The 25,507-nt window shown below is 49.0% G+C and carries 42 protein-coding genes and 5 pseudogenes; 21 read left to right on the top strand and 26 right to left on the bottom strand.

Going from position 1 to position 25,507, the window contains the following annotated elements; all coding sequences use genetic code 11:
- Positions 1-81: 81 nt before the first annotated feature.
- Positions 82-627: a PaREP1 family protein gene (locus JCM16159_RS04065; RefSeq protein ID WP_054857034.1), complete on the top strand. Its 546-nt coding sequence runs from the start codon at positions 82-84 to the stop codon at positions 625-627.
- Positions 628-836: 209 nt separating this feature from the next.
- On the opposite strand, the gene JCM16159_RS18530 is transcribed toward JCM16159_RS04065, so the two are convergent.
- Both JCM16159_RS18530 and JCM16159_RS18525 read right to left on the bottom strand, forming a co-directional pair.
- Positions 837-968 carry a hypothetical protein gene (locus JCM16159_RS18530; RefSeq protein WP_367834270.1) on the bottom strand — a complete coding sequence of 44 codons (132 nt, stop codon included), beginning with the start codon at positions 966-968 and terminating at the stop codon, positions 837-839.
- Positions 969-1,023: 55 nt separating this feature from the next.
- Positions 1,024-1,155 (bottom strand): hypothetical protein, encoded by a 132-nt coding sequence (locus JCM16159_RS18525; protein ID WP_367834269.1) that lies wholly within the window; start codon positions 1,153-1,155, stop codon positions 1,024-1,026.
- A gap of 152 nt (positions 1,156-1,307) precedes the next feature.
- Between JCM16159_RS18525 and JCM16159_RS14375 the strand changes: the two genes are divergently transcribed.
- Together JCM16159_RS14375 and JCM16159_RS04060 are read left to right on the top strand one after the other, a co-directional pair.
- A complete protein-coding gene (locus JCM16159_RS14375) occupies positions 1,308-1,481 on the top strand; it encodes a hypothetical protein (protein WP_243665820.1) in 174 nt (57 codons plus the stop codon).
- Between the two features lie 23 nt (positions 1,482-1,504).
- On the top strand, positions 1,505-1,690 hold the full coding sequence (locus JCM16159_RS04060; protein WP_054857033.1) for a hypothetical protein: 186 nt from the start codon (positions 1,505-1,507) through the stop codon (positions 1,688-1,690).
- A gap of 322 nt (positions 1,691-2,012) precedes the next feature.
- Here the strand turns inward: JCM16159_RS04060 and JCM16159_RS14370 are convergent, their stop codons facing one another.
- The 16 genes and pseudogenes from JCM16159_RS14370 to JCM16159_RS14355 all read right to left on the bottom strand — a co-directional run bounded on the left by JCM16159_RS14370 (position 2,013) and on the right by JCM16159_RS14355 (position 13,239).
- On the bottom strand, positions 2,013-2,570 hold the full coding sequence (locus JCM16159_RS14370; protein WP_243665819.1) for a hypothetical protein: 558 nt from the start codon (positions 2,568-2,570) through the stop codon (positions 2,013-2,015).
- Entirely contained in the window at positions 2,524-2,775 is a 252-nt protein-coding gene (locus JCM16159_RS14365) for a DUF86 domain-containing protein (protein WP_243665818.1), read from the bottom strand. Before JCM16159_RS14365 ends, JCM16159_RS14370 begins: the two co-directional genes overlap by 47 nt.
- Positions 2,776-2,856: 81 nt before the next feature.
- Entirely contained in the window at positions 2,857-2,958 is a 102-nt protein-coding gene (locus JCM16159_RS18520) for a hypothetical protein (protein ID WP_367834268.1), read from the bottom strand.
- 14 nt (positions 2,959-2,972) lie between these two features.
- A complete protein-coding gene (locus JCM16159_RS18515) occupies positions 2,973-3,089 on the bottom strand; it encodes a hypothetical protein (protein ID WP_367834274.1) in 117 nt (38 codons plus the stop codon).
- Between the two features lie 81 nt (positions 3,090-3,170).
- Positions 3,171-3,251 (bottom strand): annotated as a pseudogene (locus JCM16159_RS18510) (DUF3782 domain-containing protein); the annotation flags it as partial.
- Positions 3,252-3,696: 445 nt separating this feature from the next.
- Positions 3,697-3,822, bottom strand: coding sequence for a hypothetical protein (locus tag JCM16159_RS18505; protein ID WP_367834267.1), 126 nt, complete (start codon positions 3,820-3,822; stop codon positions 3,697-3,699).
- Positions 3,823-3,867: 45 nt separating this feature from the next.
- Positions 3,868-4,149, bottom strand: coding sequence for a hypothetical protein (locus JCM16159_RS04045; RefSeq protein ID WP_243665817.1), 282 nt, complete (start codon positions 4,147-4,149; stop codon positions 3,868-3,870).
- 194 nt (positions 4,150-4,343) lie between these two features.
- The gene (locus JCM16159_RS04040) at positions 4,344-4,712 is read right to left on the bottom strand and encodes a hypothetical protein (protein ID WP_054857030.1); all 369 of its coding nucleotides are present in this window, start codon (positions 4,710-4,712) and stop codon (positions 4,344-4,346) included.
- Positions 4,709-5,326: a hypothetical protein gene (locus JCM16159_RS04035; RefSeq protein ID WP_054857029.1), complete on the bottom strand. Its 618-nt coding sequence runs from the start codon at positions 5,324-5,326 to the stop codon at positions 4,709-4,711. Before JCM16159_RS04035 ends, JCM16159_RS04040 begins: the two co-directional genes overlap by 4 nt.
- 68 nt (positions 5,327-5,394) lie before the next feature.
- The gene (locus JCM16159_RS04030; protein WP_054857028.1) at positions 5,395-6,204 is read right to left on the bottom strand and encodes a hypothetical protein; all 810 of its coding nucleotides are present in this window, start codon (positions 6,202-6,204) and stop codon (positions 5,395-5,397) included.
- 101 nt (positions 6,205-6,305) lie between these two features.
- On the bottom strand, positions 6,306-6,557 hold the full coding sequence (locus JCM16159_RS04025) for a hypothetical protein (protein ID WP_054857027.1): 252 nt from the start codon (positions 6,555-6,557) through the stop codon (positions 6,306-6,308).
- A gap of 28 nt (positions 6,558-6,585) precedes the next feature.
- Positions 6,586-8,391: a hypothetical protein gene (locus JCM16159_RS04020; protein ID WP_054857026.1), complete on the bottom strand. Its 1,806-nt coding sequence runs from the start codon at positions 8,389-8,391 to the stop codon at positions 6,586-6,588.
- A gap of 8 nt (positions 8,392-8,399) precedes the next feature.
- Complete coding sequence (locus tag JCM16159_RS04015) at positions 8,400-10,295, bottom strand: hypothetical protein (RefSeq protein ID WP_243665816.1); 1,896 nt, start codon at positions 10,293-10,295, stop codon at positions 8,400-8,402.
- A 25-nt stretch (positions 10,296-10,320) separates the two neighbouring features.
- Positions 10,321-11,943: a hypothetical protein gene (locus JCM16159_RS04010; protein ID WP_054857024.1), complete on the bottom strand. Its 1,623-nt coding sequence runs from the start codon at positions 11,941-11,943 to the stop codon at positions 10,321-10,323.
- Between the two features lie 180 nt (positions 11,944-12,123).
- Complete coding sequence (locus tag JCM16159_RS04005; RefSeq protein WP_243665815.1) at positions 12,124-13,026, bottom strand: hypothetical protein; 903 nt, start codon at positions 13,024-13,026, stop codon at positions 12,124-12,126.
- A gap of 15 nt (positions 13,027-13,041) precedes the next feature.
- Positions 13,042-13,239 carry a hypothetical protein gene (locus tag JCM16159_RS14355; RefSeq protein WP_243665814.1) on the bottom strand — a complete coding sequence of 66 codons (198 nt, stop codon included), beginning with the start codon at positions 13,237-13,239 and terminating at the stop codon, positions 13,042-13,044.
- Positions 13,240-13,696: 457 nt separating this feature from the next.
- Between JCM16159_RS14355 and JCM16159_RS04000 the strand changes: the two genes are divergently transcribed.
- Both JCM16159_RS04000 and JCM16159_RS18500 read left to right on the top strand, forming a co-directional pair.
- Positions 13,697-14,296, top strand: coding sequence for a hypothetical protein (locus tag JCM16159_RS04000; RefSeq protein WP_054857023.1), 600 nt, complete (start codon positions 13,697-13,699; stop codon positions 14,294-14,296).
- A 90-nt stretch (positions 14,297-14,386) separates the two neighbouring features.
- Positions 14,387-14,557, top strand: coding sequence for a type II toxin-antitoxin system RelE/ParE family toxin (locus JCM16159_RS18500; RefSeq protein ID WP_367834266.1), 171 nt, complete (start codon positions 14,387-14,389; stop codon positions 14,555-14,557).
- 13 nt (positions 14,558-14,570) lie between these two features.
- Here JCM16159_RS18500 and JCM16159_RS14350 read toward each other — a convergent pair whose 3' ends face one another.
- Positions 14,571-14,909, bottom strand: coding sequence for a hypothetical protein (locus JCM16159_RS14350; RefSeq protein WP_243665813.1), 339 nt, complete (start codon positions 14,907-14,909; stop codon positions 14,571-14,573).
- Positions 14,828-15,637, bottom strand: coding sequence for an ATP-binding protein (locus JCM16159_RS03995; RefSeq protein WP_243665812.1), 810 nt, complete (start codon positions 15,635-15,637; stop codon positions 14,828-14,830). The genes JCM16159_RS14350 and JCM16159_RS03995 overlap by 82 nt, the downstream gene beginning before the upstream one ends.
- 90 nt (positions 15,638-15,727) lie before the next feature.
- Here JCM16159_RS03995 and JCM16159_RS14345 point away from each other — a divergent pair, with 90 nt between their 5' ends.
- From JCM16159_RS14345 to JCM16159_RS14330, 6 genes and pseudogenes are all read left to right on the top strand, one after another.
- The gene (locus JCM16159_RS14345; RefSeq protein WP_243665811.1) at positions 15,728-15,883 is read left to right on the top strand and encodes an aspartyl protease family protein; all 156 of its coding nucleotides are present in this window, start codon (positions 15,728-15,730) and stop codon (positions 15,881-15,883) included.
- A complete protein-coding gene (locus JCM16159_RS14340) occupies positions 15,876-16,217 on the top strand; it encodes a hypothetical protein (RefSeq protein WP_243665810.1) in 342 nt (113 codons plus the stop codon). The genes JCM16159_RS14345 and JCM16159_RS14340 overlap by 8 nt, the downstream gene beginning before the upstream one ends.
- Positions 16,214-16,294 (top strand): annotated as a pseudogene (locus tag JCM16159_RS14335) (HEPN domain-containing protein); the annotation flags it as partial. The gene JCM16159_RS14340 and the pseudogene JCM16159_RS14335, both read left to right, overlap by 4 nt.
- Before the next feature lie 9 nt (positions 16,295-16,303).
- Positions 16,304-16,666, top strand: coding sequence for a nucleotidyltransferase family protein (locus tag JCM16159_RS03985; protein ID WP_243665809.1), 363 nt, complete (start codon positions 16,304-16,306; stop codon positions 16,664-16,666).
- A gap of 43 nt (positions 16,667-16,709) precedes the next feature.
- Positions 16,710-16,922 (top strand): hypothetical protein, encoded by a 213-nt coding sequence (locus JCM16159_RS03980; protein ID WP_054857022.1) that lies wholly within the window; start codon positions 16,710-16,712, stop codon positions 16,920-16,922.
- Positions 16,923-16,943: 21 nt separating this feature from the next.
- Entirely contained in the window at positions 16,944-17,147 is a 204-nt protein-coding gene (locus JCM16159_RS14330) for a hypothetical protein (RefSeq protein WP_243665808.1), read from the top strand.
- Here the strand turns inward: JCM16159_RS14330 and JCM16159_RS03975 are convergent.
- From JCM16159_RS03975 to JCM16159_RS03965, 3 genes and pseudogenes are all read right to left on the bottom strand, one after another.
- Positions 17,094-17,537, bottom strand: a complete 444-nt coding sequence (locus JCM16159_RS03975) for a hypothetical protein (protein WP_054857021.1) — start codon at positions 17,535-17,537, stop codon at positions 17,094-17,096. The two genes, JCM16159_RS14330 and JCM16159_RS03975, sit on opposite strands and share 54 nt — an antisense overlap.
- A 46-nt stretch (positions 17,538-17,583) precedes the next feature.
- Complete coding sequence (locus JCM16159_RS03970; protein WP_054857020.1) at positions 17,584-17,772, bottom strand: hypothetical protein; 189 nt, start codon at positions 17,770-17,772, stop codon at positions 17,584-17,586.
- Between the two features lie 34 nt (positions 17,773-17,806).
- Positions 17,807-18,357: pseudogene (locus JCM16159_RS03965) on the bottom strand (30S ribosomal protein S4).
- Positions 18,358-18,416: 59 nt separating this feature from the next.
- On the opposite strand from JCM16159_RS03965, the pseudogene JCM16159_RS14325 reads away from it, so the two are divergent.
- The 8 genes and pseudogenes from JCM16159_RS14325 to JCM16159_RS18495 form a co-directional block, all read left to right on the top strand.
- Positions 18,417-18,841: pseudogene (locus JCM16159_RS14325) on the top strand (ATP-binding cassette domain-containing protein); the annotation flags it as partial.
- A complete protein-coding gene (locus tag JCM16159_RS14320; RefSeq protein ID WP_243665806.1) occupies positions 18,830-19,126 on the top strand; it encodes an AAA family ATPase in 297 nt (98 codons plus the stop codon). The pseudogene JCM16159_RS14325 and the gene JCM16159_RS14320, both read left to right, overlap by 12 nt.
- A complete protein-coding gene (locus JCM16159_RS14315; protein WP_243665805.1) occupies positions 19,123-19,284 on the top strand; it encodes a hypothetical protein in 162 nt (53 codons plus the stop codon). Before JCM16159_RS14320 ends, JCM16159_RS14315 begins: the two co-directional genes overlap by 4 nt.
- A gap of 50 nt (positions 19,285-19,334) precedes the next feature.
- Positions 19,335-19,496: a hypothetical protein gene (locus JCM16159_RS14310; protein ID WP_243665804.1), complete on the top strand. Its 162-nt coding sequence runs from the start codon at positions 19,335-19,337 to the stop codon at positions 19,494-19,496.
- 145 nt (positions 19,497-19,641) lie between these two features.
- The gene (locus JCM16159_RS14305; RefSeq protein ID WP_243665803.1) at positions 19,642-20,025 is read left to right on the top strand and encodes a hypothetical protein; all 384 of its coding nucleotides are present in this window, start codon (positions 19,642-19,644) and stop codon (positions 20,023-20,025) included.
- Between the two features lie 49 nt (positions 20,026-20,074).
- Positions 20,075-20,772: pseudogene (locus JCM16159_RS03950) on the top strand (ribosome assembly factor SBDS).
- Between the two features lie 52 nt (positions 20,773-20,824).
- Positions 20,825-21,310, top strand: coding sequence for a hypothetical protein (locus JCM16159_RS03945; RefSeq protein ID WP_367834265.1), 486 nt, complete (start codon positions 20,825-20,827; stop codon positions 21,308-21,310).
- Positions 21,298-21,561, top strand: coding sequence for a KH domain-containing protein (locus JCM16159_RS18495; protein ID WP_367834264.1), 264 nt, complete (start codon positions 21,298-21,300; stop codon positions 21,559-21,561). Before JCM16159_RS03945 ends, JCM16159_RS18495 begins: the two co-directional genes overlap by 13 nt.
- Here JCM16159_RS18495 and JCM16159_RS03940 read toward each other — a convergent pair.
- A complete protein-coding gene (locus JCM16159_RS03940) occupies positions 21,493-22,413 on the bottom strand; it encodes an acyl-CoA thioesterase (protein WP_243665802.1) in 921 nt (306 codons plus the stop codon). The genes JCM16159_RS18495 and JCM16159_RS03940 overlap by 69 nt on opposite strands.
- A 178-nt stretch (positions 22,414-22,591) precedes the next feature.
- Here JCM16159_RS03940 and JCM16159_RS03935 point away from each other — a divergent pair, with 178 nt between their 5' ends.
- On the top strand, positions 22,592-23,143 hold the full coding sequence (locus tag JCM16159_RS03935; RefSeq protein ID WP_054857018.1) for a nicotinamide-nucleotide adenylyltransferase: 552 nt from the start codon (positions 22,592-22,594) through the stop codon (positions 23,141-23,143).
- A gap of 94 nt (positions 23,144-23,237) precedes the next feature.
- Complete coding sequence (locus JCM16159_RS03930) at positions 23,238-23,378, top strand: DNA-directed RNA polymerase subunit P (protein WP_048057262.1); 141 nt, start codon at positions 23,238-23,240, stop codon at positions 23,376-23,378.
- Positions 23,379-23,380: 2 nt separating this feature from the next.
- On the opposite strand, the gene JCM16159_RS03925 is transcribed toward JCM16159_RS03930, so the two are convergent.
- Entirely contained in the window at positions 23,381-24,439 is a 1,059-nt protein-coding gene (locus JCM16159_RS03925; protein ID WP_054857017.1) for an acetoin utilization protein AcuC, read from the bottom strand.
- 86 nt (positions 24,440-24,525) lie between these two features.
- A complete protein-coding gene (locus JCM16159_RS03920; RefSeq protein WP_243665801.1) occupies positions 24,526-25,434 on the bottom strand; it encodes a hypothetical protein in 909 nt (302 codons plus the stop codon).
- Positions 25,435-25,507 lie beyond the last annotated feature (73 nt).

Here is a 25,507-nt window from a genome sequence, read left to right as displayed (position 1 = left end):
ACGAGTTTACTACAGGAAAGTGAGTAACTCTCAATAAGTAAATAAGTATTTAAGTAGCTGGTTGGGTATTGGTGCGTAGATGTGGAGGTTCTTGAGAGGCCTTTGCCTAAACCAACCACGGAAGATTACATAGCGGCTAGACTGCTTGAGGCTTTGGTCGAGGCTAGGTTAGCCCTTGACTTCCTGGCCAGGGGCCTTGTCAGGAACGCCGCGGGTAAGGCGTTTCAGGCTTGGAGGGCTTTGCTTGCAGCCTTGCTGAGGCTCGAGGTTGATAATTTGATTAAGTTAGCTAAGACTGAGGAGGAGAGGAAGTGGCTCATGGAAAGGGCTGTTCCTAGGATACCGACAGGTAGGATGAAGGCGCTGTCGCAGATGCTTGAGGAAATTGGGCATGAGGGGCTGTCCTTCGTCACGAGCACCGCATTGAACCTGCATGCTTATCAATACAATGGGCCGGACCCAGACATGGCAATGAGTAAATACAGAAACAGGGAGGAGGCCGTGGTAGACGTGAAACTGCTCATGAGGGAGTTGGTTAGGCGTGTGGAGAAGCTGAAGGCAAGGGTGAAATGGACTAATGAACTCGAGAACGCACTAATGGAGTTAAAGAGGGAAGTTGAGTCATAGGAACGCATTAATGAGGCAGTGCCTACGTCCTCCCCACTGCCCATCATGAATGGCACGTCGCCCATGGCCACCAAATCCGCATTGGAAGGCCTGGACCCGCTGTGGTTCCTAGCAATTACGTGGAGCCTATGTTCATAACCCTCGAGTGGTTTTGTATACGGCCTTGGTCTCGAGTTCATGAGTAATCCTCCTCACGTCAACTCACCGAGCTAGGCAACGGTCTTAATGACGCTGTAATACGTTGAGTACTCCCTAAATCCCTCCCTAATAGGAAGAATGCTTCGTCCCTGAGTGGGGAGCCAGGCTCGAGGAATAACCTCCCTATGACGCCATCGATGCATAATCCTCACCGACAAATGCGTGGTAGTAAATACACCTAGCACCAGACCTGCTGCGTCACTTAAGAATAAGCCTGGTCTTACCAACCCTACGCCTACCATAAATAACGACCAGGCAGGGCCTCGAGGCATACGCACTGCCCAGAACCCTCAACTCCTCCTCACGATCAATAAACCCAGTAACAACCACAGTAAGTTACCCCAGCTGTTGCAACAACTAGGGTAATTAAGCCCAGCCTCCGCCACACCATAACCATGGAGTTTAGTCCAGTTATTATTAATTAATAATTAATTATTTATACTCATGTAAAATTGAATTAATTAGTTAAAATAAGTGGTGATATGCAGGGTAGGTGCCCTAGGTGCGGTGCACCGATTAAGGGGATTTACAGGGTGAGTAAGAGGTTGAATTTCTACTACGTGGCCGTGCATGTTGATGGCACACAGCATTACCTGGAGCCGCTGCATTATAAGTATGGGACTAGGACGAATAGGGTAGTGGTTAGGGCGCAATAGACATCAATAGGGAATTGAAATATATGGAAGAGATCACGAAGGCAATAACCGAGGAGAGGCTGGGCAGGGAAGCCATCATAAACGCCATTGAGGAGGTGATGAAGGCAACAGCCGAATTAATAACAACAGCAACACAGAAACACCCAGAGACAACTGAGGTAATAACACCATGGATAAAGTACATAAACAAACTAGTGAAAGGCCAATAAGCAGATAAAAAGCCAAAACACTCAAACAACCATCCACAACCACGGGCAGGCCATGTTAACTATTTATTCCCCGGCCACGTTTAGAAATTTCTAAAAACAACAAGGAAGACTAAAGCCAGGGGCAGCTCAATGACCTCCCTATGCCGTGTTAACCATCATTGAATTCCTCGCCAGTGTGAGGTCCTTGTTCCTGTTCATGGTTTTTGTTTATTGCCTTGATGGTTGGTACTAATCATTAATTGTTTGGTGGTATCTGGCTATTTCTGGGTTTGGCTGTTGATTAATTCTGAGTTCTCGAATTGGTCTATTGCTTGCTCGCGTTCTAGTCCTCATTATCCAGTGGCTTGGTGTCCTGGTTGGTCATTAGTTTGTTGAGACCTCTGTCTGTGGTGTTGGCTCTGTTAGGTGCTATGCGCCTTTCTGGGTGGTTTACGTACTCATTGATGGCCAGGAACTCTAGGTACCTCCTCCATAGGTAGTTCATGGCCTCGTCCTCATTGCCGTAGATCACCACGCCGTCATTAATCACTGAGTAGAGGATTGAGGCACCCGCGCTCCCTAGGTGTACCACTTCGACCAGGTCCTCGGTTACGTCTAGCGTCACAGCTATATCCACTATTAACCCGCCGAGTTCCAGGGCGCTCCTGAGGCTTGCTGAAACGGCGATGTCGTAGTCCCTATCCACCCCAGCCCTGGCCCTCAAGCTGAATAGGAACGCGTACTTAACGCCGTACCTCTCGAACACGGGCTTTAACCTAATCCTCAACTCCTCAATGCCCACCTGCTCTGGATCACCAACGCTGCCTATGAAGTTGCTGAGTCTCTCGAGCTCCTTAAATGCCTCCTTCCTCAAGGCCCCTATTATTTTCCGCGTATCCATGACCCAACACATTCCTAAAGCCGGCGAGACCCCTCAAGAACCTCCTTAAGTCTTCGCCTAGGTCAAGTTTATTGGATAGGTAATCAGCAATGCCACCGTAGGTCTCAGGCCTTTTGCCCCTGAGCTCAATGGCAGGCATTGCACCCAAGTCCAGCAAGGCTTGTATCGTTAATTGGGCAAGCCTCTCAATTGCGTAAACTCCCACCACCCCTACGCACATCCCTGAATTCGCTTAAGTACTTATTCAGTAAATCGAGGATTCTTCTAAGCCTCATGAAAACCACGCTCACTGTCTCGTCAATTCCTCAGGCTCTATGATCCTTATCCCCAGGGAGCTTGCGAGCTCAATCACTGCCTTCTCATCCCTCTCCCCAATGAAGTAGGTCACTAGGTACCTGGCGTCTAGTTTCCTGCCCGTGGCCCTCTCGTAGACTCAGTAATGCGCTTAAACGCCGTAACATCGCCCCTACTCACCGAGGACTTTATCTCCACGGCGAAGGCCCTGTCATCCTTAACCACTATGTCAAGGTCAACGACGCTTGGGTGGCCGAATACGTAGCCCTCAGTGTCATTGTAACTCCACTTCTCAACCCTATAACCAGCCCCGTTGAGCAGCTCCTCGACAGCCCTCCTGAAGGTGTCCTCACTAAGCACGCCCCACCTGGCGCCAATCGCCGACAACTTCCTATCAAGCCTATCATACCTCTCCCAAAGCCTGTCCTGGCCTTCACGTAATGCTTGATTTCCTGCCAAATTCTATTGTTCTCCTCAAGGAGCTTGTTCTGCACCTCCCTTAGTGCATCAACTTCCCGCCAAAGTCTCTCAATGTTTTCATTTATCCTCTTATTCTCCTGCCATAGCTTGTTTTGGTCATCCCTCAAAGCCCTAACCTCCTGCCATAACTTCTCCTGACCCTCCCTAAGCGCCTTCACCTCTTCCCAAAGCTTGTTATTCTCCTCAAGCATTTTTGTTTGAACCACCTTCAATTCATTAAGCTCCCGCCATATTTTGTTGTTATCCTCCCAAAGCTTGTTCACGTCAGCCCTAAGGGCCTCCTGACTCTCAACAAGTCTCCTAACCTCCTGCAATAGGCCGGCCTGATTCTCAGCTAACCTCCTTATCTCGACTAACACGTTGTTCTGACCCTCCTGGAGTACCTTGACCTGCTCCTGCAGGTTCTTAACCTCCTGCCAAAGTCTTCCTTGGGAGTCGAGGGATTGCTTGAGTAGGTCGAGTACCTTGCCCTCACCATCAATTAACTGCTTAACGGCCTCCCAGGTAACCCTCTGTACATCGGCTAATTGCTTAATGGCGCTGCCGAGCCCCTCCTGGCCCTTGGCAAGCTATCAACCATGTCGATGGTCCTGCTCAGAGTCTCCGCCAGGTCCATAATCATCTCATTTATCTTAGCCAACATGTCGGTGACCTTACCAAGCATCTCCGTAATCCTGGCCTCACCCTCGGCAATACCCTGCATCGCATTGACAGACCTTGTCTGGGCCTCCGCGAGTTTATTAATGGCGTTTATTAACTGCCTAAGGGATAATTGAATGTCAGTAATGCCCAGAAGCCCCATCACGCTAGCCTAAGCTCCTCATCCTCCCTGAGAAGCCTGAGCAGTTCATCCCTATTGACCTTATCTACCCTACTCACTACTACTTAACTCACGGGACTGGAATATAAGGTTGTTGGTTCCGGGGGAGGGAAAGAAAAAGGAGAAAAGATTTGAAGGGAAGGGGGTTGATTTTAAGGCGGCTTATGTATTTAAGGCCCTTACTTCGGCGGGCCCAGCAAGCCGGCTAGTCTCCTCCTCCTCCAGTTGCTGTACTCAATCAGCAGTATCACTATCAGTATCACCACTATTATTATCACCACAGCCAGCAGTATCAACGTGCTTACAGGCACAAAGCCCACGCCCGGTATGTAGTACCCACTCACTGGTATCTTCAGCGTCTGCGTCATTGTCTGCCCGGCCTGGCTGCTCGTTAGCGTCACCGTGGTGCTCGCGCTCTTTCCATAGCTATAGCCAGTTACTGTGCATGTTATTGAACCGCTGCTCGGTATTGGTATCACAACGTTCTGCTGACCAACGCCGCTAGCCACTGTAACTGGACCGCTCGGTGTCTGGCACGTTACATTCACCGTAGCTCAGTGCCCAGTGGCGCGCCGCTGGCGCTAACGGGAGTCACTGTTAGTTCAATGGCAGGTATTGACACTTGTATTGGCGTTGATGCGTTGCTGCTCGTTACGTAGTAGGTGTAGGTGTAGCCCAGCGGTATGCCCTTCCATGATTGTACCGTTACAGTTACCTGGGCTGTGAATGGCGATATTGGCACCACGAACGTGCTGGTCGACACTTGTCCCTGCGCATTCGTTGTAGCCATTGTGGGCTTGATTGCCGTGGTCATTGTGCATGTACTTGGCGACGGCACCAATGGCGATACTGTGTATGTATGACCAACGATTGTGGCTGGTGTTGATATTGTCGATATGGTCACTGGGCACTCAGGCTCGGATACGCTGTAGCTCAGGGTAACACCTGGCGCTGGGCCGAAGCTCGATAGTACAACGACTATGTTCGCCGTGGTCAGTATGTTGCTTAGTGTGAAGGACTCGATGGCCTCTGTGGCCGTCACGGTCCTCTGTATGCTGAAGGTATTCTCAAACACGGGCACTAGGTAAAGCGGCTCTCCACTGCTTATTGCCTGCTGTATCTCCTGCCACGTCAGCGGTGCACCAGTGGCGTTGTAGTACACGACTACGTAGTAGTTGGTTGGTGGTAGCTGGCTCGTGGCTGGTGGGTATATCCTGTAGTCAACGGGTGTTATTGAACCGTCAGTGCCGTTATGTTGAAGCCTAGGAACTCATTACCCATTGTTGGCTGGTCAAACACAACAACTAGGGCGCCGGGTATTCCAGTGCCTGTGGCGCTCTTTAGGTATATTGTGGCCGGCACCACGTGAGTTTCAACAGCCGCCTGTAAGACTGGGTTGCCTAAATTATTCACATCGCTTTGTATGCTCGTGTCGTATATGTTGATGAATGGGTAAGCGCCGCCAGTTATTGTGTACAGTAGGCAGCTGTCGTACCAATACACCACGGTCCTATTACCGGCAGGTAGTGGTTGCAGTAACTGCCCATTAACGCCGCTGAAGTCAATGGCTATTGGTGCAGTGCCTGCGCAGAGCACCGGTGTTGTGCCCATTCCGTACTCAACGACCATCTGGTTGGGCAGTGGCCTACCGTCCCAGTCCTCAATTGCGGCCAGTGGTATTGTTGGGTATGTGAACACCATCTTAGCCTCAGTATCACTGCTCGCACTTGGTAGTAGGTTCGGTATTGATGGAACACCTACATAACCAGCGATATCCCACGCACCATTGACCGGGTATGCCTTGTGGTCATAGTATATTGCCTGAGCGCCAACTATCGAACTTGAGTAGTTGTAGTAGTACTCACCGAATAGCGGCGTTGCAGTTGGGTACTGCGGTACAGCCACGGTCGTATTCACATTATCCAACTCACTGCCTGCATATAGCGTTGTGAAGTTAATGCTTGGTGACTGCAGCGGTACCTCCAGTTGGCTTATGCTGTAGGTGTGCGTTCCAATGGTGACTGTGCCGTTCGGGTACACAGTGAATGGTAATGGCGTGCCATTGGCTAGGTAGAAGGTGGCGTTGGGTGGTGTGTAGTAGAAGGTGGCTGATAGGTCTGGTATGTATGGCGTGTAGTTACCTAGGTCACACCATGTTGATGAGAACTCATAGCTACTACCATATATGTACTGGGCAGGTATCTCCGCAATTGTTCCTGGGGCAACCTCAGTGTTGGTACACTCAGTGGGTAGCTGCTTCCTGCTGACGAGTATGTGAAGCCAGTCACGAATATTGGGAATGAGGCGTTGTTGTATATGTCAACGCTCTCCAGGGCAATCGTCCTAATGTTATACACGCCACTGGCCGGCATAGTACTCATTGTCACGTTCACAGGTTCTCTGGGAATAGCGTATCGTACATTAGCATTGGGCTGATGTACCGCCTGTACCAGCGCCGATCGCAGTCATGTACAGTGAGCCGCTGCTTGATACCGTGCCTGTCGGTATCTCGCCAGTGTAGACCGTCGATGCTCCCTGCTCAGGCGTTATGTAGTTCAACAGCACATAACTGCTTATTGCCAGTTCAGGCAGTGGTGATGGTGCGGTTGCTGTGTACTGGCTTGGTGTTATTACTGCTGTTATGGTTCCATAACCAATGTTCGGCGTTACTAGGTAGCTACCGCTTGTTGCACCCATGACCCAGAACCTGGCGATCCTCGTGCCGTAGGCACCGGTCGTTGGTGCCCACCATGGTAGGTCGAAAACAGCCTCACCACTGCTTGGTACTGGTATTACAACTGTCAGTGGGCTTCCGAAGTATGGGTACCACTCAGTGTTGGGGACTGGGTATGAGTACGTTATTGTCCTTGTACCTGTGCCTGTGGAATTCACGTATAGATTAACTGATGTGTATTCTTCGACTGTACCGCCGAATCCAGTGCTTAGTACTGGGTACTGCACGTGTACGTGATCAGCAGCCGCTGCCGGTGGTAATATGTACAGTGAGCCACTGCCGTAGACATATAGCACTACTGCAATGGCATTAGCGCCCTCTACTGTACTCTCTATCTCGGCTACATTCAGTGGTAGGTATAGCGGTATTGTCCTTGTCATTGCCTCCTGGAATGTTGATGTCTCATTAACGCTATATACGAAGTACCAACCAGTGGCGTTGGCTGCGTATATGCCTATTGTGGCGTTGGTTATTGATGACATACCAGTGGCGTTTATGTAGGCCTCCCACAGCCTATAGCTTGCTGGGTATACATTTGATGGAATTACATACGTGAAGTTCAGCACTGAGTAGTACTGCTGTGAAATCTCGGCAGCATAAGTTGTTGGATATATTGTTTCTAGCAGTGTTGCTGATGGCTGTCCACTCGTTCCATTGAGCGATACGTAGGTTGGCGGCAGCAGTGTCTCATTGATCAATAATCTATACTCGCTGTAGGACGTGCTTGGTGCGTATAGTAGCGTGTCGTTGGGGTAAGCAGTCGCTGTCGTGCCAAGTATTGTTGAGTATGTTGGTATACCCATTGTTAGGTTGAAGACCACGATAGATGGTGTTGAGCTGAATACGTTCGGGAATATGCTCGTCATGTATAGCGGTGTTAGGCCTATTGTTGGGCTGCTGGAGTTGACGAAGAAGCCCATTAGGTTAGGCAGTACGTAACCGGCCATTGAGTAGTAGTTGGTAACCGGCTCATAGCCTAAAACCGTCCTCGGGTTATAGTCCATCTTTGTCGCACCGTAAGTCTCGACTATTGCGTACGTGCCATTATTCATTATCGCGTAAATCTCACTCGGCGTTAGTATTCCTGAGCTGTAGCCCATTGAATTAGCTGAGATTGCGTCGCTAAATGGATATAGTATGTTGCTTATGTACTGCTGGGCCGTCGACGTGCCCAGCGTTGTTCCTGGCATTACGTACTCCCTGTAGAGCACATCAGTGAATGTTAGGCCTAAGTAGGTGTTGCCTACTGGGTATAGTCCGCTCTTGCTGGTTATGTTGAAGGTGACTGGGTAGACGCTGGTCTCAATGACTATGCTGCCCGGCGGTACTGAGACCGCCTGGCCACCCTCATAAACAGTGTAGCTCGTCACGTATTGCACCTGCCCGTTTGGCGTCACCACGGCAATCTCGTTGGGCTGTGGCACTGGGACTAGGTTATTGAATACCTCCTGCCCTAGGTAGTAGACCTTCATTGGGAATACCTGTCCTGGCATGAATAGCCTTACGAATATTGTGCCTCATGCGGCACTATTGATGGGAAGCTGAACACTGCATACGGTGATGCAGTGCTGTAGTTGGCCAGTAATGCAGCTAGTATGTAGTAGCTGTAGTTACCGGTGTACCACATTGCGTATAGCGGTAAGCTTAGGTTCTCGTACTGGTACTCATAAGTGGCGGTATTCATTAACGACTCGAACTCACTCTCCAATGCCTTGTAGACAGGCTGCATCCAAGTCTGCCCAACAACCCTGAAGTCGGTTAGGTTGTTATAGAATGTGAAGGCTGGCATTGATGTTGCCCACTGGCTGGCTAGGTCGTATGGACTGTACTGGTCGGCAATGACCAGCGTAACGTTGTAGTAGAAGCTTGGGCAGTAGCTCGGCGTGGCGCATGGGTAAACCGGCTGGCTGCTCAGTACGTTGCCCTTCAGGTCAGTTACGTATATGTTCAATGTCTCCACGGGCACCGTGACATTAAACACCTGGCCGCATGTCGTTGTTACAGGCACTGAGAACTGCTGGTAGTAGATTACCAAGTCCTCATCAAATGGACCCCTAGTACCCAGCGTGTATGCGTAGTACCCACTTGGTATATTCATTGCATTTGTGTAGTTCTCATAAGTCTGTCCGTACTCATACGATACTTGGGCGTACGAGTAGGCGCTGTCCGTGGCTGGGCTTATCGTCCTCACCTTAAGCATCACGTACGCCTTGCCCTGCGGCTGTATGTAACTGGCGTTGAGTGGCACGTTCATTACGTACACGAGACCGCTCGAGTTAGTTATTGCATGCCACATCTCGAATGTTCCATTGTAGTTGTAGACACTGACTGCGAAGCCCCACAGTGGGTACTGCGGTGTTGTCTGGCTTAGTATTTGTATGTTTATGTCAATTAGTGGGAAGTAAATCACATTAATAATTCCTGGTGTCAGCACATAGTTATACTCTGGCTGCCTCGTGGTATAGCCTACACTCGGCATTATATAGCCGTAGAAGTTCAACGTGAAGTTGAACTTTGGCGATGCGGTCACTATGTATGGTGCGCCTGATACTGAGGATATCTGCAGAGCCATTGGTGCCGTAATCTTCATGATATAGGCCCCCGAACTCAACTGCACCGGCGGTAATGAGACCGTTGCACCACTTGGTGTTAACTCACTTACGTAGACCGTACCAGCGGTTATAGTATCATTACATAGATTGAGGAACTGCACGTTATAGACGGTGTATGTCGCTGCTATGAAGGCCCTCTCCACAGTCACGTTGGCAAAGACTATGGTGCCACTTGGCGTTACGCCGGTCGGCGTCATTACGGCAAGCTCGGTGGCATTGTCATAGAAGGACAGTAATGTCGTGTTACCCTCACTGACTGGGTACACGTCTAATATCGGCATCTCTGGTGTTGCCATCTTGTACTGCTCATTATAGATGCTGCCCGGCTGGTAACCAAGTTCGAATATTCCGTAGCCCACTGTCATGCCATTGTACTGCAGCCAGAAGGTGTAGTAGTAGACCTGCTGTGATGTTACTGTTATTGATGGGCTAGTAGTAACTGACCCAGTTCCTGAGACGGTTATTTTACCCGTAAGTAGCGGCGCCACGAACCAATCAACCTCAGGTGTTACAAGCACGCCGGATATTGATGATTCCTCAAACGGTGGGAACTGACCTATTGCGGCCGGGAAGTAGGTTCCATAGGTTGTCTCGTTGGTCCACACCTGCTCCTCGTAGTATAGCATACCCTGGACCGCACCTGCTGATGGCGTTGAGCTTATCACAGGCGTTGTTGAGAAGGTGTAGTAAATCGTCAGGTACGGCACTATGTTCGGACTTAGCGGTAACTGATTAGCCGCAGCAACTCCAGATGCATACTGGGTTATGTTTATGAAGACGGGCATTAAGCCACGGTTATGTTATTCACAGTTACCTGAGATACCGTTGACCCACTTGAAATAGATATCGAGGCCGTAAACACCGGCTGGTTCTCATAGAATATGTAGAGCTCTGGGGTTGGGAATCCAGTTGGCGATAAGGATGGCGCTCCAGGCCCAGTGCCGCTGAAGTAGCCCACGGGTAGTAGGCTGGTGTTGATTCGTAGTAGCGCAGGTAATTCTCACTGACTACGGTAGCCGTTGGCGTCGTTGCGAGCAACCACTTAACGTATAGCTTCTCCGCAAGTATTGGGTTGGGTATGTACGTGGCATTACCAATTATTAGGTTACCCTTCAGGTCAGTGACATTACCAAGGTAGAACTCAACGACGGGTACACCAACGAGCAATGCTGGGTCAACACCAGTGGTAGTGGTATTGCACAGCGCTGATAAGCTAATTATAGCTGAAGTGCCTGTGTAATTCCAAGTGTAGGCCTTGGCCACATTGAATGACTCCGGCGTTGTCGCGTTATTTACGTTCGCCGTTGTGTAGTTGTAGAGGACCACTGACTGGCCGCTTGGGTAGACCTCGCTCACTGTTATTGTTATTGGTTGTGCAGTGACGCTTGGGTAGTTGTGGTCTGCGGAGTTTAGGCCGCTGAACTCGTTGGTCACGTAGTAGATTGGGCCGAAGCCCGTGTATGAGTAACCATATATGGCTTGGCTAACACCACTCACCGTGCTGTTGTAGGTGGTTGGTCCGAATACGGTGACGCCAGTGCCCAGGGTTACCGATGCCTCCAGCTGTGATGTTGGTGATAATGGCTGTATTTCTGAGTTACTCGTTGTTGCACCAACGTATAGGAAGAAGAAGTATAGGTCCGGAAGCACGACGTAGTAGCTTGTCGGTGTTCCGCCATAGACCGGCCTGAAGAGCGGATAAGCTACGTAGGGCTCTGAGGTTATTGATGAATTCCATGGGACACCGATAGTTGGATAGTCAGAGGACGTGCCGGTGTAGGTTGTTGATAGTTGTGGTATTAGGCTTTGGGCTATTGATGGTGATACTGGTATGTAGCTGTCGGTGCTCACGGTCGTTAAGTTGCCCATTAGGTCTGCTAGGTCCATGAATATTGATGTTACGTTGAAGACCATCCAGTTGGCTCCTCCGTAGCCGTTTAGTACAACCACGACTGTCCAGTTTGCGTAGACCTGGTTCGGTGTTATACCGCCAGTTAGCGTTGTGCTTACCGTCCAGGTGACGCCACCCGTTGAGTTTGCCGTAGCCGTAGCGGTCATGGTTATTGGTGAGCCGAGCTGCCAACCACTGCTTGTGTAGTAGTAGACGTCGCTTGCATTAGCTATGTATATACTGAAGGACTTACCCGCGGTGAAGTACCAGGGAGCCATGTAATTAATTAGATTGGTGTAGCATGCTGATGGGCATGATGTTGGTGTTGCTCCGTACTCGAGCCTTGCGTCTGTTAGGTTCCAGTATAGGGTGTAGGTGTAGGTCCTTGGCGGTAGTGGCACTGACACTGGTCCGTAGGGTCCGTACGTTATTTGCGCTAGGGCTGGGTGTCCCAGCCCTGCAACTACTCCTATTATTACTAGTAGAGTTACTACTGGTATTATTAGTTTAGGTAGTGTCCAATTGGTTTTGGACCTGGTCATCGCACTCCATTGCATGGCTGGGTTTATAAGGGACTCGTTTGGAAAGGCCGTTAAACTGCTTCGTGGAACTCTTCGTTTCATGGAACAAATAAATATAATATTTATAAGGCCATGGTTAATATATAGTTGTTTGCATTTTATTGAAGAACTGATTGATTACGTACTAGCTCGGCGTTTCAATTAATGCTGGTTGGCCCGGTGCATCGAGCATACTGGGTAGTTCTGCGTTGTGCCTGTGATGTTCCATATGAACCATTGGCTTGGGTATCCCTGTGGGTAAGTAATTACCATTATTAGGTAGTACCTATTAGGTAATTCCTGGTTCATATTAATCACGATGCTGTAGGTCACTGGCTGTGGCAGTGTGCACCAGGTCCAGCCGTGGTTGTAGCATGCAATACCCTGTTGGTTTGGGTATTGTATCCAGGTCATGTCGAAGGTGCACTGAGTTACTATGTGCGTTCCCTGGCATGTTGGGCTTAGCCAAGCAGCGCTGTCCTGGCTTAGTACGTAAAGGGTGAAGTACTGTGGTTGTCTAATGAAGCCCGTGCCTTTGGGGAACGTTATGTCTATGCCTATTGCCGTGTTATTAATGGGGTTAATCTCTACCTGCGGCCAGTACCCGCTATACACGGCCGTGCTTATTGGCCCAGGTGGTGGCGCTGGGCATGTGGTCCATGAACCACCGACGCCCATGCCCCCATATAATGCTTGGCAGCCCCATTGCCCAATGCCGTAGTCCTTGGTTATGTATGTGTTTAGGCTGTTTAATGGGCCGACTATGTAGTTGGGGTCTATGTGTAGTAGGTAGTAGTTATTGCCCAGTGTTATTATGACCCCTGGGTATTGGCTTTGTTGGTTCTGCCCCGTGGTTATTACTGCCGAGACCCAGTGGTATAGGTAGTAGCTAATTGGGTTAGTGCCTGGGGTTGGGTTATTCGTAACTGGTTGTGTTGGGTCGAGCATCACAGGCCCAACATTGGTTAGTAGTAGCTCGGGCTCTGTGCCGTTATTTACATAATCATAAGTCGTTAGGTTAACTGCCTCAAAACCGTTCGGCGTCACGGCGCCGATCACCGTCACAGGACTTGGTGCTTATTAATGCGCTCCCTGCGTTATTAGGCCGCTGTACGTTGCGGCTGCCCTGCCCACCGTGTTCACGTGGTTTGCGGCTAGGTTCTCCAGGGTTATTACTGTGGACATAACCTCAATGGCGATGCCAATGCCCATGAGTAGGGCAATTAGTACTAGTGTTCCGGCGAGTATTGTCGATAGTGAACCCCTACTCCTCATCATTAAGTCATTACCAGCGCAATTAATAAGACACTACAATGGCCGGCATTGGCCTGAGCCGAGAATGATTTTTAAGAGGAATTAGGCTAAATTTAATGTGGAAACATTGGCTGTGCCCCGCTTCCCCGCATCTCAGTGACCCTAATCATTGGTCGGTTACTGTCGGGACTGTCCCATCCTTGGGGTATCAATGGTCGGTCCCCCGCGGGGCTGGGGCCCCACTGGCCCATCATGAGTCAGGTAACCAGTGGGGACGAATGAAATTATTTTAGTAAATTTAAATTCCTTTAGCATGCAAAATCCTTATACAGGGAGTTTGCAAATAGTGTTTGGTATGGCTGTATTGCAGCAGTACCTGATTCCGAGGCCTGTGGGGCTTGGTGGAGCTGGCATTAGTTGTTAAGCAACCCATTGATTACGTGACTGCCTGGGCATACCAAGGGATTTAATAGATAGTACCTTGAGTGCCTTTAGGGATGCGTTAGATAATGATGTTCGTACTATCTTGAATGCCGATAACCTCAGCAATGCATTTCTAACTAATTTATTAACATTCACGGTTAAGATCATAAACCCAACAATCAAGCTAACTCAGTACGTGTCCAGCAACATTGCTTTGGGGAGAATCAGCATTAATGACTTTAGCAGAGTCGAGTTGGAACTTGGTAAGGAATTGGCTAGGTCGATTAGGTCAACCAATTACCCACGTGCCGAGGACCTCATCTACGCATTATCCATACTCATTGAGCATGACCAGTGGGTCATGGATAACATGGTTAGGCATGGGTTTGATGGGCTTATGAGTAGGATTAACAAACGAGCACTTAATGAGGCTGGTGAGGCGTCGGCTTACCTAATGGCTACAATGTTCGCGTGGTACTCAGCAACAAACGCGGTGCTGGGCATTGTTAAGGAGTTCAGAAGGGAGAACCTTGATACACTCGCCCAGTGGTCTAGGGCATACGCGGAAGAGCTTGATGCGTACATAGATACGCTAGACCTACTAATTAGTGACGAGACTTACAAGGCATTGAGGGAGGAGGGTGTGATTAAGCAATGAATAGTTACAGGGTGGAGTTTTCACGAGAAGCAGAGAGGTCATTGAGGGATCTCCCTAATGATGCGCGTGATAGGATCCTAGAGAGGATTAATGAAATTAGCCAGCAACCCAATTTGCGAGAAGGAGCTTAAGGGAACACTCAGGGGATTATGCCGAGCAAGGGTCAGTGATTATAGGATAGTTTATAAAATAATCCATGAACAACGTATCATACGGATCATCGCCATAGACAAGCGAGAGAATATTTATGAAAAACTGTAGATGCCGTAATTAACTACCTCGTCTTAAGCACGGCGTATCTAACTATTGGATCTGGGATGCTGTACCAATCACCATCCTTGGTGAGGAAACCCATTTCAATCAGGTTGTTTAGGTCCCTGGACAGTGTTGCGTTGGTTGGTCTCTCACCAACCCTAGCCATTAGGTACTTCATGATGTCGCTCCACCTAGCCCTGCTGAGCACGGCAACCGCCTCCATTATGTACCGGTAATACTGACTCCTCGAGAACAACTCCTCAAGCTCAGTCCTAATTAGGTTGGCACCGATCTCCTTAACCTCGTTAATCGCGTCCTCACCCTTCTCGGGGTAAAGCCGCCAAAGTAAACAAGCCAACCCGCAATACCGCCCAGTTCATCGGCTGCCCTCTCAATGACCTTATCATCCACGTTAATGCCCAACTCCCTAAAACCCCTCCTCAGGAACTCGATGGATCTCTCCCTATCGAATGGCCTAAGCTCAATGATGAAGTAATACCTACCGTAAAGCTCTGATGATGAGTCGTTGAGTCCCAGGAAATCGTGCAGGTGACCAACTTCGCTGCCCGTGAGTACGAAAGTTATGTTCCTAAGGTAATCATAGGCGTACGCCAGTAGTGGTCTGAGACCAATCGTTGAGTACCTAAGGTATTGAGCCTCATCGAAGGCGAGCACAACATGACTACCAGCACTATTGATTGTCTCAAGGATCCTCGCAATCCCATCCCTGATCCTCGAAGCGGCAAGTCTAAACTTAATGGGTCCGAGGGACACGTCAATCTCATTAATGACTCCCTTAATCCTCTCCCAAAAGCTAAGCATGCCCAGTGATGACATTAGCTCATTGTATATTCTCCCCGCAGGTACCTTCCTCGAGACATTGTCGTAGAGCTTCCTAACATCAATAAATACGTAGTCAATACCAAGGGAATTAAGGACAGAAAGCACAAGGCTGGACTTACCAACCCTCCTAATCCCAAGCACAAGGACCAACCGCTCATTAAGGCCACTCCTAAACCTCTCCACCTCAACCTCCCTGTCAAAGAGCTCATCCAGCGACGTCTTTGGCTCGGTACTGAAGAGCAAGTATCACCCCCAATACTTAAGCTTTCCGAAACCCGTATTAACGAGCAAATGACTCCAGGTTAATTGTGGGAACGTATACGTGATATTGAGGTGATTGGTAGTAAGGGAGTTGGCAGGTTCAGGGCATCTGTGGATACGGGCGTCACGTATACTGTGGTTCCTCGGAAGGTTGCTAAGGAGCTTGGTATTGCCGGTACTGTTAGGCATGTTAGGATAATGATGGTGAGAGGGCGAGACCATGCTTGAGGAGGACGTGGCGGTTATTGGGTTGATGGGTGAGGAGAGGACTAACGTGGCTTTGGTTTGTGATGAGATCAAGCAGGTGCTCATTGGGGTGACCATATTGGAAGTCTTCAGCTTGAGGATAGACCCAACCATGGCGGCTGGAGAGGATGGGCGTGCTGCTCTTGGCCTTGCATCAATAGGTTTATTACCCTGGATGAAGGAGGAATGTCTTGATAATTCCATGAGCATTGACGTTGCTGAGGACTTCATGAGGAGGGCTAAGGAGTACATAGTGGTTGCCAGGGTATCTTTTGAGAGGGGGTTTACAACGCCGCGGCGGTTAATGCCGAGATAGCTGCCCAATTATCAATTAAGGCGTTACTCATAAAGCTCGGGGTTGAGCCGCCAAGGACGCACAATATTAGGTCATTACTGGGGCTCGTGGCTAATCAGTTAGGGGGTGGTGTTGGTGAGGAGTTTATGGAGCCTATGAGGAGGATTAGGCTGCTCAGGGATTGGAGGTCGTTAATCAATGAGGTTTCGCCAGTACTTAGGAAGTACGGCATTGAGTGTTACGTCTTTGGCTCCGTGGTGGCGGGTAGGGTCACGGGCTCGAGCGACGTGGATATCCTACTGGTGATTGATAGGGGTGACCCATTGGATGTTAAGGTCAGGGTAATAGAGGAGATCGAGGATGGGTTTGGCGACTTGGCGTATCTATTCGATGTTAAGGTCGTTAATGCTAGGGATAGGGATAAGCCGCCATATGCGTGGTTCCTGAGGAGTGCCGTTAGGGTCTTTTAGGTAAGGACTAAAGACTTATTTTTGTCTGATTCAATGTGTTTAAATGGCCATGGGTGAGGTCTGGGTTAGGGCCAGGATTGGTTCGCTGGACGGCTCCGTAATTAAGGATGTGGATGCCTTGGTCTATACCGGCGCTACGGATACGGCAGTGCCCAGGGAATTGGCCGATGAGTTAAAGTTACCCATGTTCTATAGGGATGTTGCCGAGACCGCTAGGGGTGAGGTTGAGTATGTGGCGAGCGCTGCGTTGATATAGGTTGAGGGCCGTAGTAAGGTCGTGCCTGTGACGATGATTGAGGGCTTGGATAAGGTCCTCATTGAGCAGATGACTCTGGAGACGCTGAACCTAGTGGTTGATCCAGGCACTGGCAGGTTGGTTAGGAAGAGGAGGGGGCACTGCTGTATTAGCACTAAAAAAATTGGTGTATCAGCACTGCCTTTGTTTTTCCTGCTCCTTCTGTCCCTGTTGTTGCTGCTGTGATTGCCTCCTAATGGCCTCTCCAACCATTATGCTCGCGTATATATGAAGCTTCCAGGCCTCTGGGTACTCACCGTACTCCCTAACCACCTTCCTAGCCAGTTCACGGAGTTCAAGGGCCTCCTCAAGCGTTAACTCATCCTTATCAAGAAGCTCCTTAATTCTATCCCACTCCTCCTTACTCAATGGGTTGCCGGAGGCGGCCAGCCTCATGACCCTCCTAGCCTCATTACGGAGCATTGCGGCCTTCTCAGCCTTTAACAAGCCCTCGGCGGTGAGGTACTCAACGAAGAACTCCTGGTAATCACTATATGCCTCAGCCAACTTACTAATCCTCGTATTAACCTGATTAAACCTCTCATCAACGTAATTCCTCAACTCATTAATCCTCATATCAACATAGCTCTTCAGGTCCTTTTCTAACTTGTCGAACCTCTCGTCAATTTTTTTCGAATCTCTTATCTATTTCCTCGAACCTTCTGTCGATTTGCCTAAACCTCTCGTCAATCTGCTGGAACCTCATGTCAATCTCCCTAAACTTACCACCAAGCCAATAAAGCGTCGTACCCAAAATCGTAACAATAGTAACTATGGGTCCAATGACGCCTAGGATTAATGATGCATCCACGGTGTGTAGTCTATGAACTTGAATAAAACCTTCCTTAGGTTGATTGGCTTTGAGCCTGCTGCGCCTCCTGCTGTGGCTGTGTCAATAATCTCTTTAGTATTGGGCTTGTCATTGCGTAGGTCACCCTGTCCTCAAGCTCCCTAGGCACTAAGTAACCTGGTGACCTAACAACCCTGCCGTCAACCGCTATGTGGCCGTGAGTCACCAACTGCCTTGCCTCATAAATAGTCCTCGCCAGGCCCTTCCTATAGACTATGGTCTGTAGTCTCCTGTCCAGTATTGCCCTAACATCTAGCGATAGCACGGCGTCGAGTGGTATGTCCTGCTCTGGTATGAACCCGGCCTTAAACAGCCTCGCCTTAAACTCGGCCTCCAACTTAGCCTCTGCTCGGTGGGCATTGACAATAGTGACCTAGCCCTATGCTTTATCTCCCTGAGTATGGTCCTCGCGAGCCAAAGCTCCCTCTTATTCCTGAGGCCATACTCACCAATTAGCCTAAGCTCCTCCTCAAGCAACTGCCTATTCCAAAGCCTCCTTGGCTTACCGCCCAAGTACTTCTTCCTTGGCTTCCTTGGATCGCCCATTTAAACGGCATATGCATAGAACCCTTTTTAAATTTGAGGTCCCTCAACAAGCCATGTAAATGCAGGCAATAATGGTTAGGGGATTAAGAAGGAGGTTCGGGGCCAGGGAGGTTTTAAGGGGTATAGACCTCGACGTTGGTTATGGCGTGATAGCCACATTGCTGGGCCCAAACGGTGCCGGTAAAACAACACTCATTAGGATATTAACGACCGAGTTAATGCCTCATGGTGGCGAGGCCTATGTCACTGGTTTCAACGTCGTTAGTCAAGCCTCTGAGGTTAGGCGTAGGATTGCCGTGATTCCGCAGGACGCTAGGCCCATATCCTACATGACGCCTCAAGAATTTGTTTACTCATACTTACTGCTTCGTGGCTTACCTAGGAATGATGCGAGGAAGGCCGCGAGGGATTCACTTGAGGAACTTGGCCTGTGGGACTTAGGAACACGCCCATTTATCAATTGTCCGGTGGCATGACTAGGAGGGTCCTGGTCGCCGCTGTACTCGCCTCGAATGCCGAGGTTGTGTTTCTTGACGAGCCAACAGTAGGGCTTGACGCGGCGTCTAGGCGAATTGTTTGGAATTCACTGCGGCGGTATAGTAATGGTGGGGCTTCGATATTTTTAACAACTCATTATATTGAGGAGGCCGAGCAAATATCGGACATGGTTTTCCTGATAGATAGTGGCTTGATAGTATCGCGTGGCAGGCCTAGCGAGCTCGTTAATAACTGCCTGGTAAGTACGTTGTTGAGTATCCGGCATCCATGAGTAATGGATCGTGCATTCGGGTTGGCTCTTCATGCTTTTCCTTCGTGGATTCCCTCAATGAGGTTGGGGATGATGCCATTAGGGTCTCGCCCAAGTCCCTTGAGCATTATGTGCTCGTGACCATAAGGTCCTGGGGTGAGGAGAATGAGGAAGGTTGAGGGTGGTTTAAGACATCAGTTAAGGGCTGTCCTGGTGCTTGCCTGGCTTAATGGGTTACTGCCGATACTTAGGTCGCCGCTTTGGACCGTATCCACCCTGCAACGCTATTTCCCTGTTAATACTGCTCACCGTGCTTTACCGGGGTATTGGCATGGCCATGGGCATAATCGGCGGTCTCGTCTGGACAATGCTATCAAGCGGCACGGCCTGATCGGCGACGCTGCCTATTATAGGCTTGAACTTAAGTTCCAGCAGATTATTGTGGCTACGCCAACTAGTCCACTGGCCTACGCATAGGCCTCGCACTTAGTGAGGTCATATTTACACTGCCCGGCATTGTCTTATTCGCGGTATTAATGGCGCTTAAGACGACCATTGATTTGTTGGGTATCCTGGAGATTACGGCTTCGTTAGTGCTCCTTTGGTACGCTACTTCCTCCATAGCCTTCTACTCATCGACTCTATTCACATACATTAGGTATACCTGGGCCGTCGTCAGCCTACTAACGCTCGTGCTCGGCGTACTGCCCCCTGTTTATTACCCGGCCACGTACTTAGGCAGTGCCTGGTGGGTTGCGTATTTAGTGCCGACCTCGGCCACCGCCATGGTTATACAAAACGCCGTCGGTGTGACGCATTATTCCGCGCTACAAATAGGCATTGCATACATCTCCAGTGCTGCTTGGTGTATTGTCGGTACATTGCTTACCCTGAGGGTTGCCAAGTGGAGGACTCCGTAGGCCATGTTGTGGAAGAATTAAAAATTCCCCTGCATAGGACTAGATGAATATGAGTAGGAGGAATTATGTAATTGCCAGGTATGAGAAGGATGGCTACGTCTTCGAGATACTTGTTGACCCAGACGCGGCCCTTGACCTGAGGCTTGGTAAGTCTGTGAGCATTGATAAGTCTTGATAACGGACACAATATATAAGGACGCCAGGAAGGGTCTCAGGGCGAGTGAGGAGTCGTTAATGAGGGTTTTCAGGACTACAGACCCCAGGAAGGTGGCTGAGTTCATAGTCAAGAATGGCGAGTTGCCACTCACGGCTGAGCAGAGGAGGAGACTCATTGAGCAGAAGAGGAAGCAGGTAATTGATTGGATTAGTAGGAATTGCATAGACACTAGGACTAGGACCCCAGTGCCTCCGCAGAGGGTTGAGGCCGCTATGCAGCAGATCGATGTCGCCATAGACCCGTTTAAGCCCGTGGAGGAGCAGGTGAACGCCATAATAAAGGCTCTCCAGAGGGTTTTGCCTCTTAAGGTGGCCGTTAGTGTCCTCGAGATTAGGGCCCCCGCTGAGCATGCCCATAAGGTTAGGAATACGCTGTCGAGGATGGGTAGGGTGGTTAAGGAGAGGTTTGAGGGTGATGGCTCGTTGGTGATGCAGCTTGAGGTTCCCGCTGGGCTTCAGGATACGATAATTGCCAAGGTTAATGAATTAACCCACGGTTCTGGCGATGTTAAGATAGTCTCCACATCATAGCACTAGCTTGGGATTAAAAATAAAATAGGGAACCCACAGGATTATCTTAATTATGCCTCTGTACGTAAGTGATAGGCAGATCGTATTGCCTGGGGATGCCGTGGCCACTAGGGATTACAACGTTAGTGGCGGTGTTTACTGGGATGGTAATATTGCCTACTCGGCGGTTGTTGGGCTCATAAACATCAGGGGTGAGAGGGATGTGGAGGTCATACCACTTAGTGGTATTTATAATCCGAGGGTTGGGGATGTGGTTATTGGTTACGTGGTTGATATTGGACTCACTGGGTGGGTTATCGACATTAAATCCCCATACTCGGCATACCTACCTGTTCAGGAGGCCACTCTTAAGCCTGTTGATTTAACGACTGTTGATTTAAAAAGCCTATTGGGCATTGGGGATATTGTACTCGCCAGGATTGTGGACTTCAACCTAACCAAGGATTATCCAGTGACATTGACCTTAAGGAGGCTAGGCTTGGCAGGATTGAGGGTGGGACGCTGGTTGAGATTGATGCGAGTAAGGTGGCTAGGGTGATTGGTAGGAGGGGCTCGATGGTTGGCATATTCAGTGAGGAGCTTGATTGTGACGTGACTGTTGGCCAGAATGGTAGGGTTTGGATTAGGTGTAAAGATCCAGGGGATGAAACATTTATTGCCAGGATAATAAAGTTGATAGAGAGCGAGAGCCACACAAGTGGGTTAACCGATAGGGTTAGGTCAATAGTGACTCAGTATAAGGAGAAGAAGGTGGGCACTAAGGCCCAGGGCTCGTCCACATCTTCTTAATCTTCGCCAACTCCTCATCCCTAACCTGCCTTCTTTTCTCGCCCTCCATGAACAACTTCCTTTCATAGTCATTGCTGGGCACGTACTCGGGAATAGCGCCGGCCTTCCACTACTGTCGACGTGAATGTACGTATAGTATGCCGTGCACACATGCCTAGCCTGGCCATAAGCTCCCTCGGCAATTACATCGAGCATTATCTCCATTGACGCCTTACCAACGTAGGTAATCCCAGCCCTAATCGTGACTATATCCCCAACCCTAATTGGCGCGTAGAATGCCGTCTCATCCACGGAACCCGTCACTGCGGCGCCACCTGAGTACCTGGCCGCGAGTAGGCCGGCTATCTCGTCGAGCCAAGCCAATAACCTACCGCCAGACACCAGGTTACCGATGAAGGCATCCGACGGCGTGGCCCAGCGACTAGACTCAACGCGCCACCTAAGTCCCTTAGTTGGGTCTGTAAGGTCGAATCTCCTAAGTTTCCTATCCTCAATCTTTATCTTCCTCTCCTCATATCTTTTCCTGGCCTCCTCGTAGACCCGTCTCTCCTCATTAGTGGGCTCAAGTACGTTATTTATGGGTCTTGGGACTCCATACTCGTCAACGGCCACGTAGGATGCCGTGGCCATCGTCACCAATTCCTGCTTACCACCTGGGCTTTCCTTCGAGGCTTCAATACGGACTTCCATGGATGATTTACCGGCATACTCAACCCTGGCCTTGAGTATTACGAATTCACCAAGTCTGACGGGTCTTATGAAGAAGTGCCTGTCTAGGTATGCGAGGACGGCTGGACCTCTTGAGAATCGGGTGGCGGCTACCGTTCCTATGTTGGCCATCCACTCGAGCATTCGGCCACCGAATAAATTACCTAGTGAGTTAATGTCGAAGGGTTGGACGGCTCGATAAGCACGACCTCGGTCTCCTTAATACTAACCATATAATTATTACTGCTCCTTAATGCTTATTAAGTATAATCATTTAGGAATTAGGAAATAGATAAAATAACCCCTCATTAACTGGCGCTGTATGGTTAGGGCATTGTTTGTTGGGAGGTTTCAACCGTTGCATAGAGGGCACGAGGAAGTAATTAAGTGGATATTGAGTAGGCATGATGAGTTGGTTATTGCCATTGGATCAGCGAATGAGTCGTTTACGCCTAGGAATCCGTTCACTGTTGGAGAGAGGATTGAGATGCTGGTTTCAATGCTCAGGGAGTTGAACCTAATCGAGAAGGTCATGTACTGCGCAGTACCTGACACAAAGGGTGACTCGGCGTTATGGCATGCCTATGTTCATGAGCAATGCCCATCATTCGACATAGCCTACACAAACGATGAGTTTACGAAGTTATGTCTTGAGTACGGCGGCATTAAAGTCCTTAATACGCCATTCTTTAATAAGGAGGTTTATAGTGGTACGAGGATTAGGGAATTGATGGCTGCTGGTGATAAGTCGTGGCAGGGCTTCGTAGCCACGGGAGTATTGCCAGTTCTGAGTAGAATCAACGCCGAGGATAGGGTTCAGAGAATAATGCAAAACAAATTTAAGGGGTCTGCTTCATCAATACAGCGTGGGTGAGGAATTCTTTGAGGAGGGTGGTGAGAGGGAACCAGCTAGTACATTGAGTGGAGAGGTTGGTGAAGAGGCCACTGGTGAGGTTGCTGGTCGAAAGATGTACATGTGCCTCAGGTGCGGTAGGGTATTCTCACTTGAGGATATGATAACACCCGGTGTTCATTGCCCATACTGTGGGTACAGGATCATAATTAAGATAAGGTCCTTCCAGACAAAGAGGGTATCGCATATTGAGTAGTTTCATAAACCAAATCTTTGCTTTACTGCGTCAATTATGTATAATGCCTCTTCATAATAACGGCCTGGGGTCCTTGTGGGCTCTTGGTCAAAGTAATTCGAGAACTGACTAAGCCTATTTGGGTCCGTGAGAAATACCGTGGCAAGGAACCAAGTCTTAACCGTGTTCCAGATATTATAGCCCCCACCACCTGTCAGGACTAACCTACCGCCGGCATGCTTATGGGCCATCTCATGAATGGTACCGAGGACCTTAAGGTAAGACTCCGTGGTTAAGTCAAGAATCCCCAGCTCATCACTTGTATGTGCGTCAACCCCAAATTGGAGAATAAGAAACTCAGGTGAGTATCTGTCAAGTATTGGCCTTATTATCTCGTCAATAACCATGGAGTATACGTCATCACCCGTGTGCGGCGGTAATGGTATGTTCACCTTAAGACCCTTGCCTGCACCAATGCCATCCTCATCAATCCAGCCAGTACCTGGGTAGAATTGACCGTCATAACCATGCGTCGATACTAAGAGCACATCCTCACTGTTAAAGATTACTTGCGTACCATCAGCATGGTGAACATCGATATCGACCACAGCCACGCGCCCAATACCGTGCTTCCTAAGCCACTTAACGGCGATCGCTATATCATTATACACACAAAAGCCTGCTGCCTCGCTGGGCTTTGCGTGGTGGAATCCACCGCCTGGGTTGAAGCCGTGAACGTACTTACCCCCGTTAACGAGCTCTGTTACGAGTAATGTACCGCCAACCCTAATGGTCGCCGCCTCATGAATTCCCCTAAAGGCCGGTGTGTCGCCGTAATCCAAGTAACCAACACCATTTATACTCGCCCTCTTTACATAGTCAATGTAATCCTTCGTATGAACAAGCATTAACTCCTCATCTGAGGCGGGTCTGGGTTCTACCAGGTCAACGTAGGAACTCAATAAACCGTGTTCCCTAAGCAACTCCACTAGTTGCCTTTCCCTATGCGGTTTGAAGGGGTGCCATGGGCCAAAGTTATAGTCCAGGTATTTATCTGAGTATGCAAGTGCAAGTTTCTCCATAGTCTAATTACTTTGGGTTGGGGAATAATTAAGTTTTCTAAGTATTGCACCTTGACTATTTAATTATTTATTAAATTATGTAGGGATTATTGAAGGTGAATTTCTGAGATCTCGACATCGAAGTAATACTCAATTAAACCATTATCTACCAATGCATTTAATAATGACTGAGACCTATTACTCGCCTTAATAATTAGCTTATCCCCGTCAGCACTTACTAAAAGTCCATGGAGTTTAAGTACGTTGGATATGTTATCAATGTCACCGTGAACCTTAACCACGACCTCGAGAGGCTTGGCATCCCGTGGCTTGACGTTGTATTCCTTAATTAGTCGGACGACCTCATTGGCTATTTCACGCATCTCGGCATCCTTGGGTATTGATAGTATTATTGTGGGGTAATTCTCATAGGAGAAGTGATGCATGAAGTCAGCTGGGTCTGGTTTTTCGGTGTTATAGTCATTAATCCTTATTAGTTCTGGGGTTGTTATTGACCATTTATCGGAGCCTATGAGCATTATTATGAGCTCGGGATTTACTTCATGCACAATATTATGTAGCTTCACTGAGTACCTGCTCCTGAGTGTTAATGCATCATACCTTACAGGGATGCCCTCATCATCAATTGCGTAAAACCCACTTTTACCTCGAATGATGTCCCATGAGCTGAAGGGCCAGGGATTTGCCATGGGTATTATTCTAATTGACCAATTACCTAATTGTGAGGCGCTAAATGTGGGTATTGGGTATACGTGGTTCATGCATTTATTAAGCACCATGTAAACTAGTGTATTACTTATCCTGTAATCATTTATTGAGAAACCAGCTATTAGGAGTACCTGCCTTGTCCCAGTACCTATTGTTAGCACTGGGAACTCGCTATTGGTTACTGATCCGCATTTAAGGGAATTCATTAGTGAGTACACGTATTTGGGTGTAACCACGTCCGTGAGTAACGCCTTTAATGGCTCACCTGTGAATGGCACACTTTTCATTGAATTAAGCGTTTATAAAAAGTACATTCTTGAATAGGTCGTAAATGCGTCATGGTTAATTAGGTATTGGACC

Origin of the sequence: Vulcanisaeta sp. JCM 16159, assembly GCF_001316265.1 — an archaeon.
Taxonomy (GTDB): domain Archaea; phylum Thermoproteota; class Thermoprotei; order Thermoproteales; family Thermocladiaceae; genus Vulcanisaeta.
The sequence above is the reverse complement of the archived record's forward strand: the minus strand, read 5'-3'. Positions and strand labels throughout refer to the sequence as shown.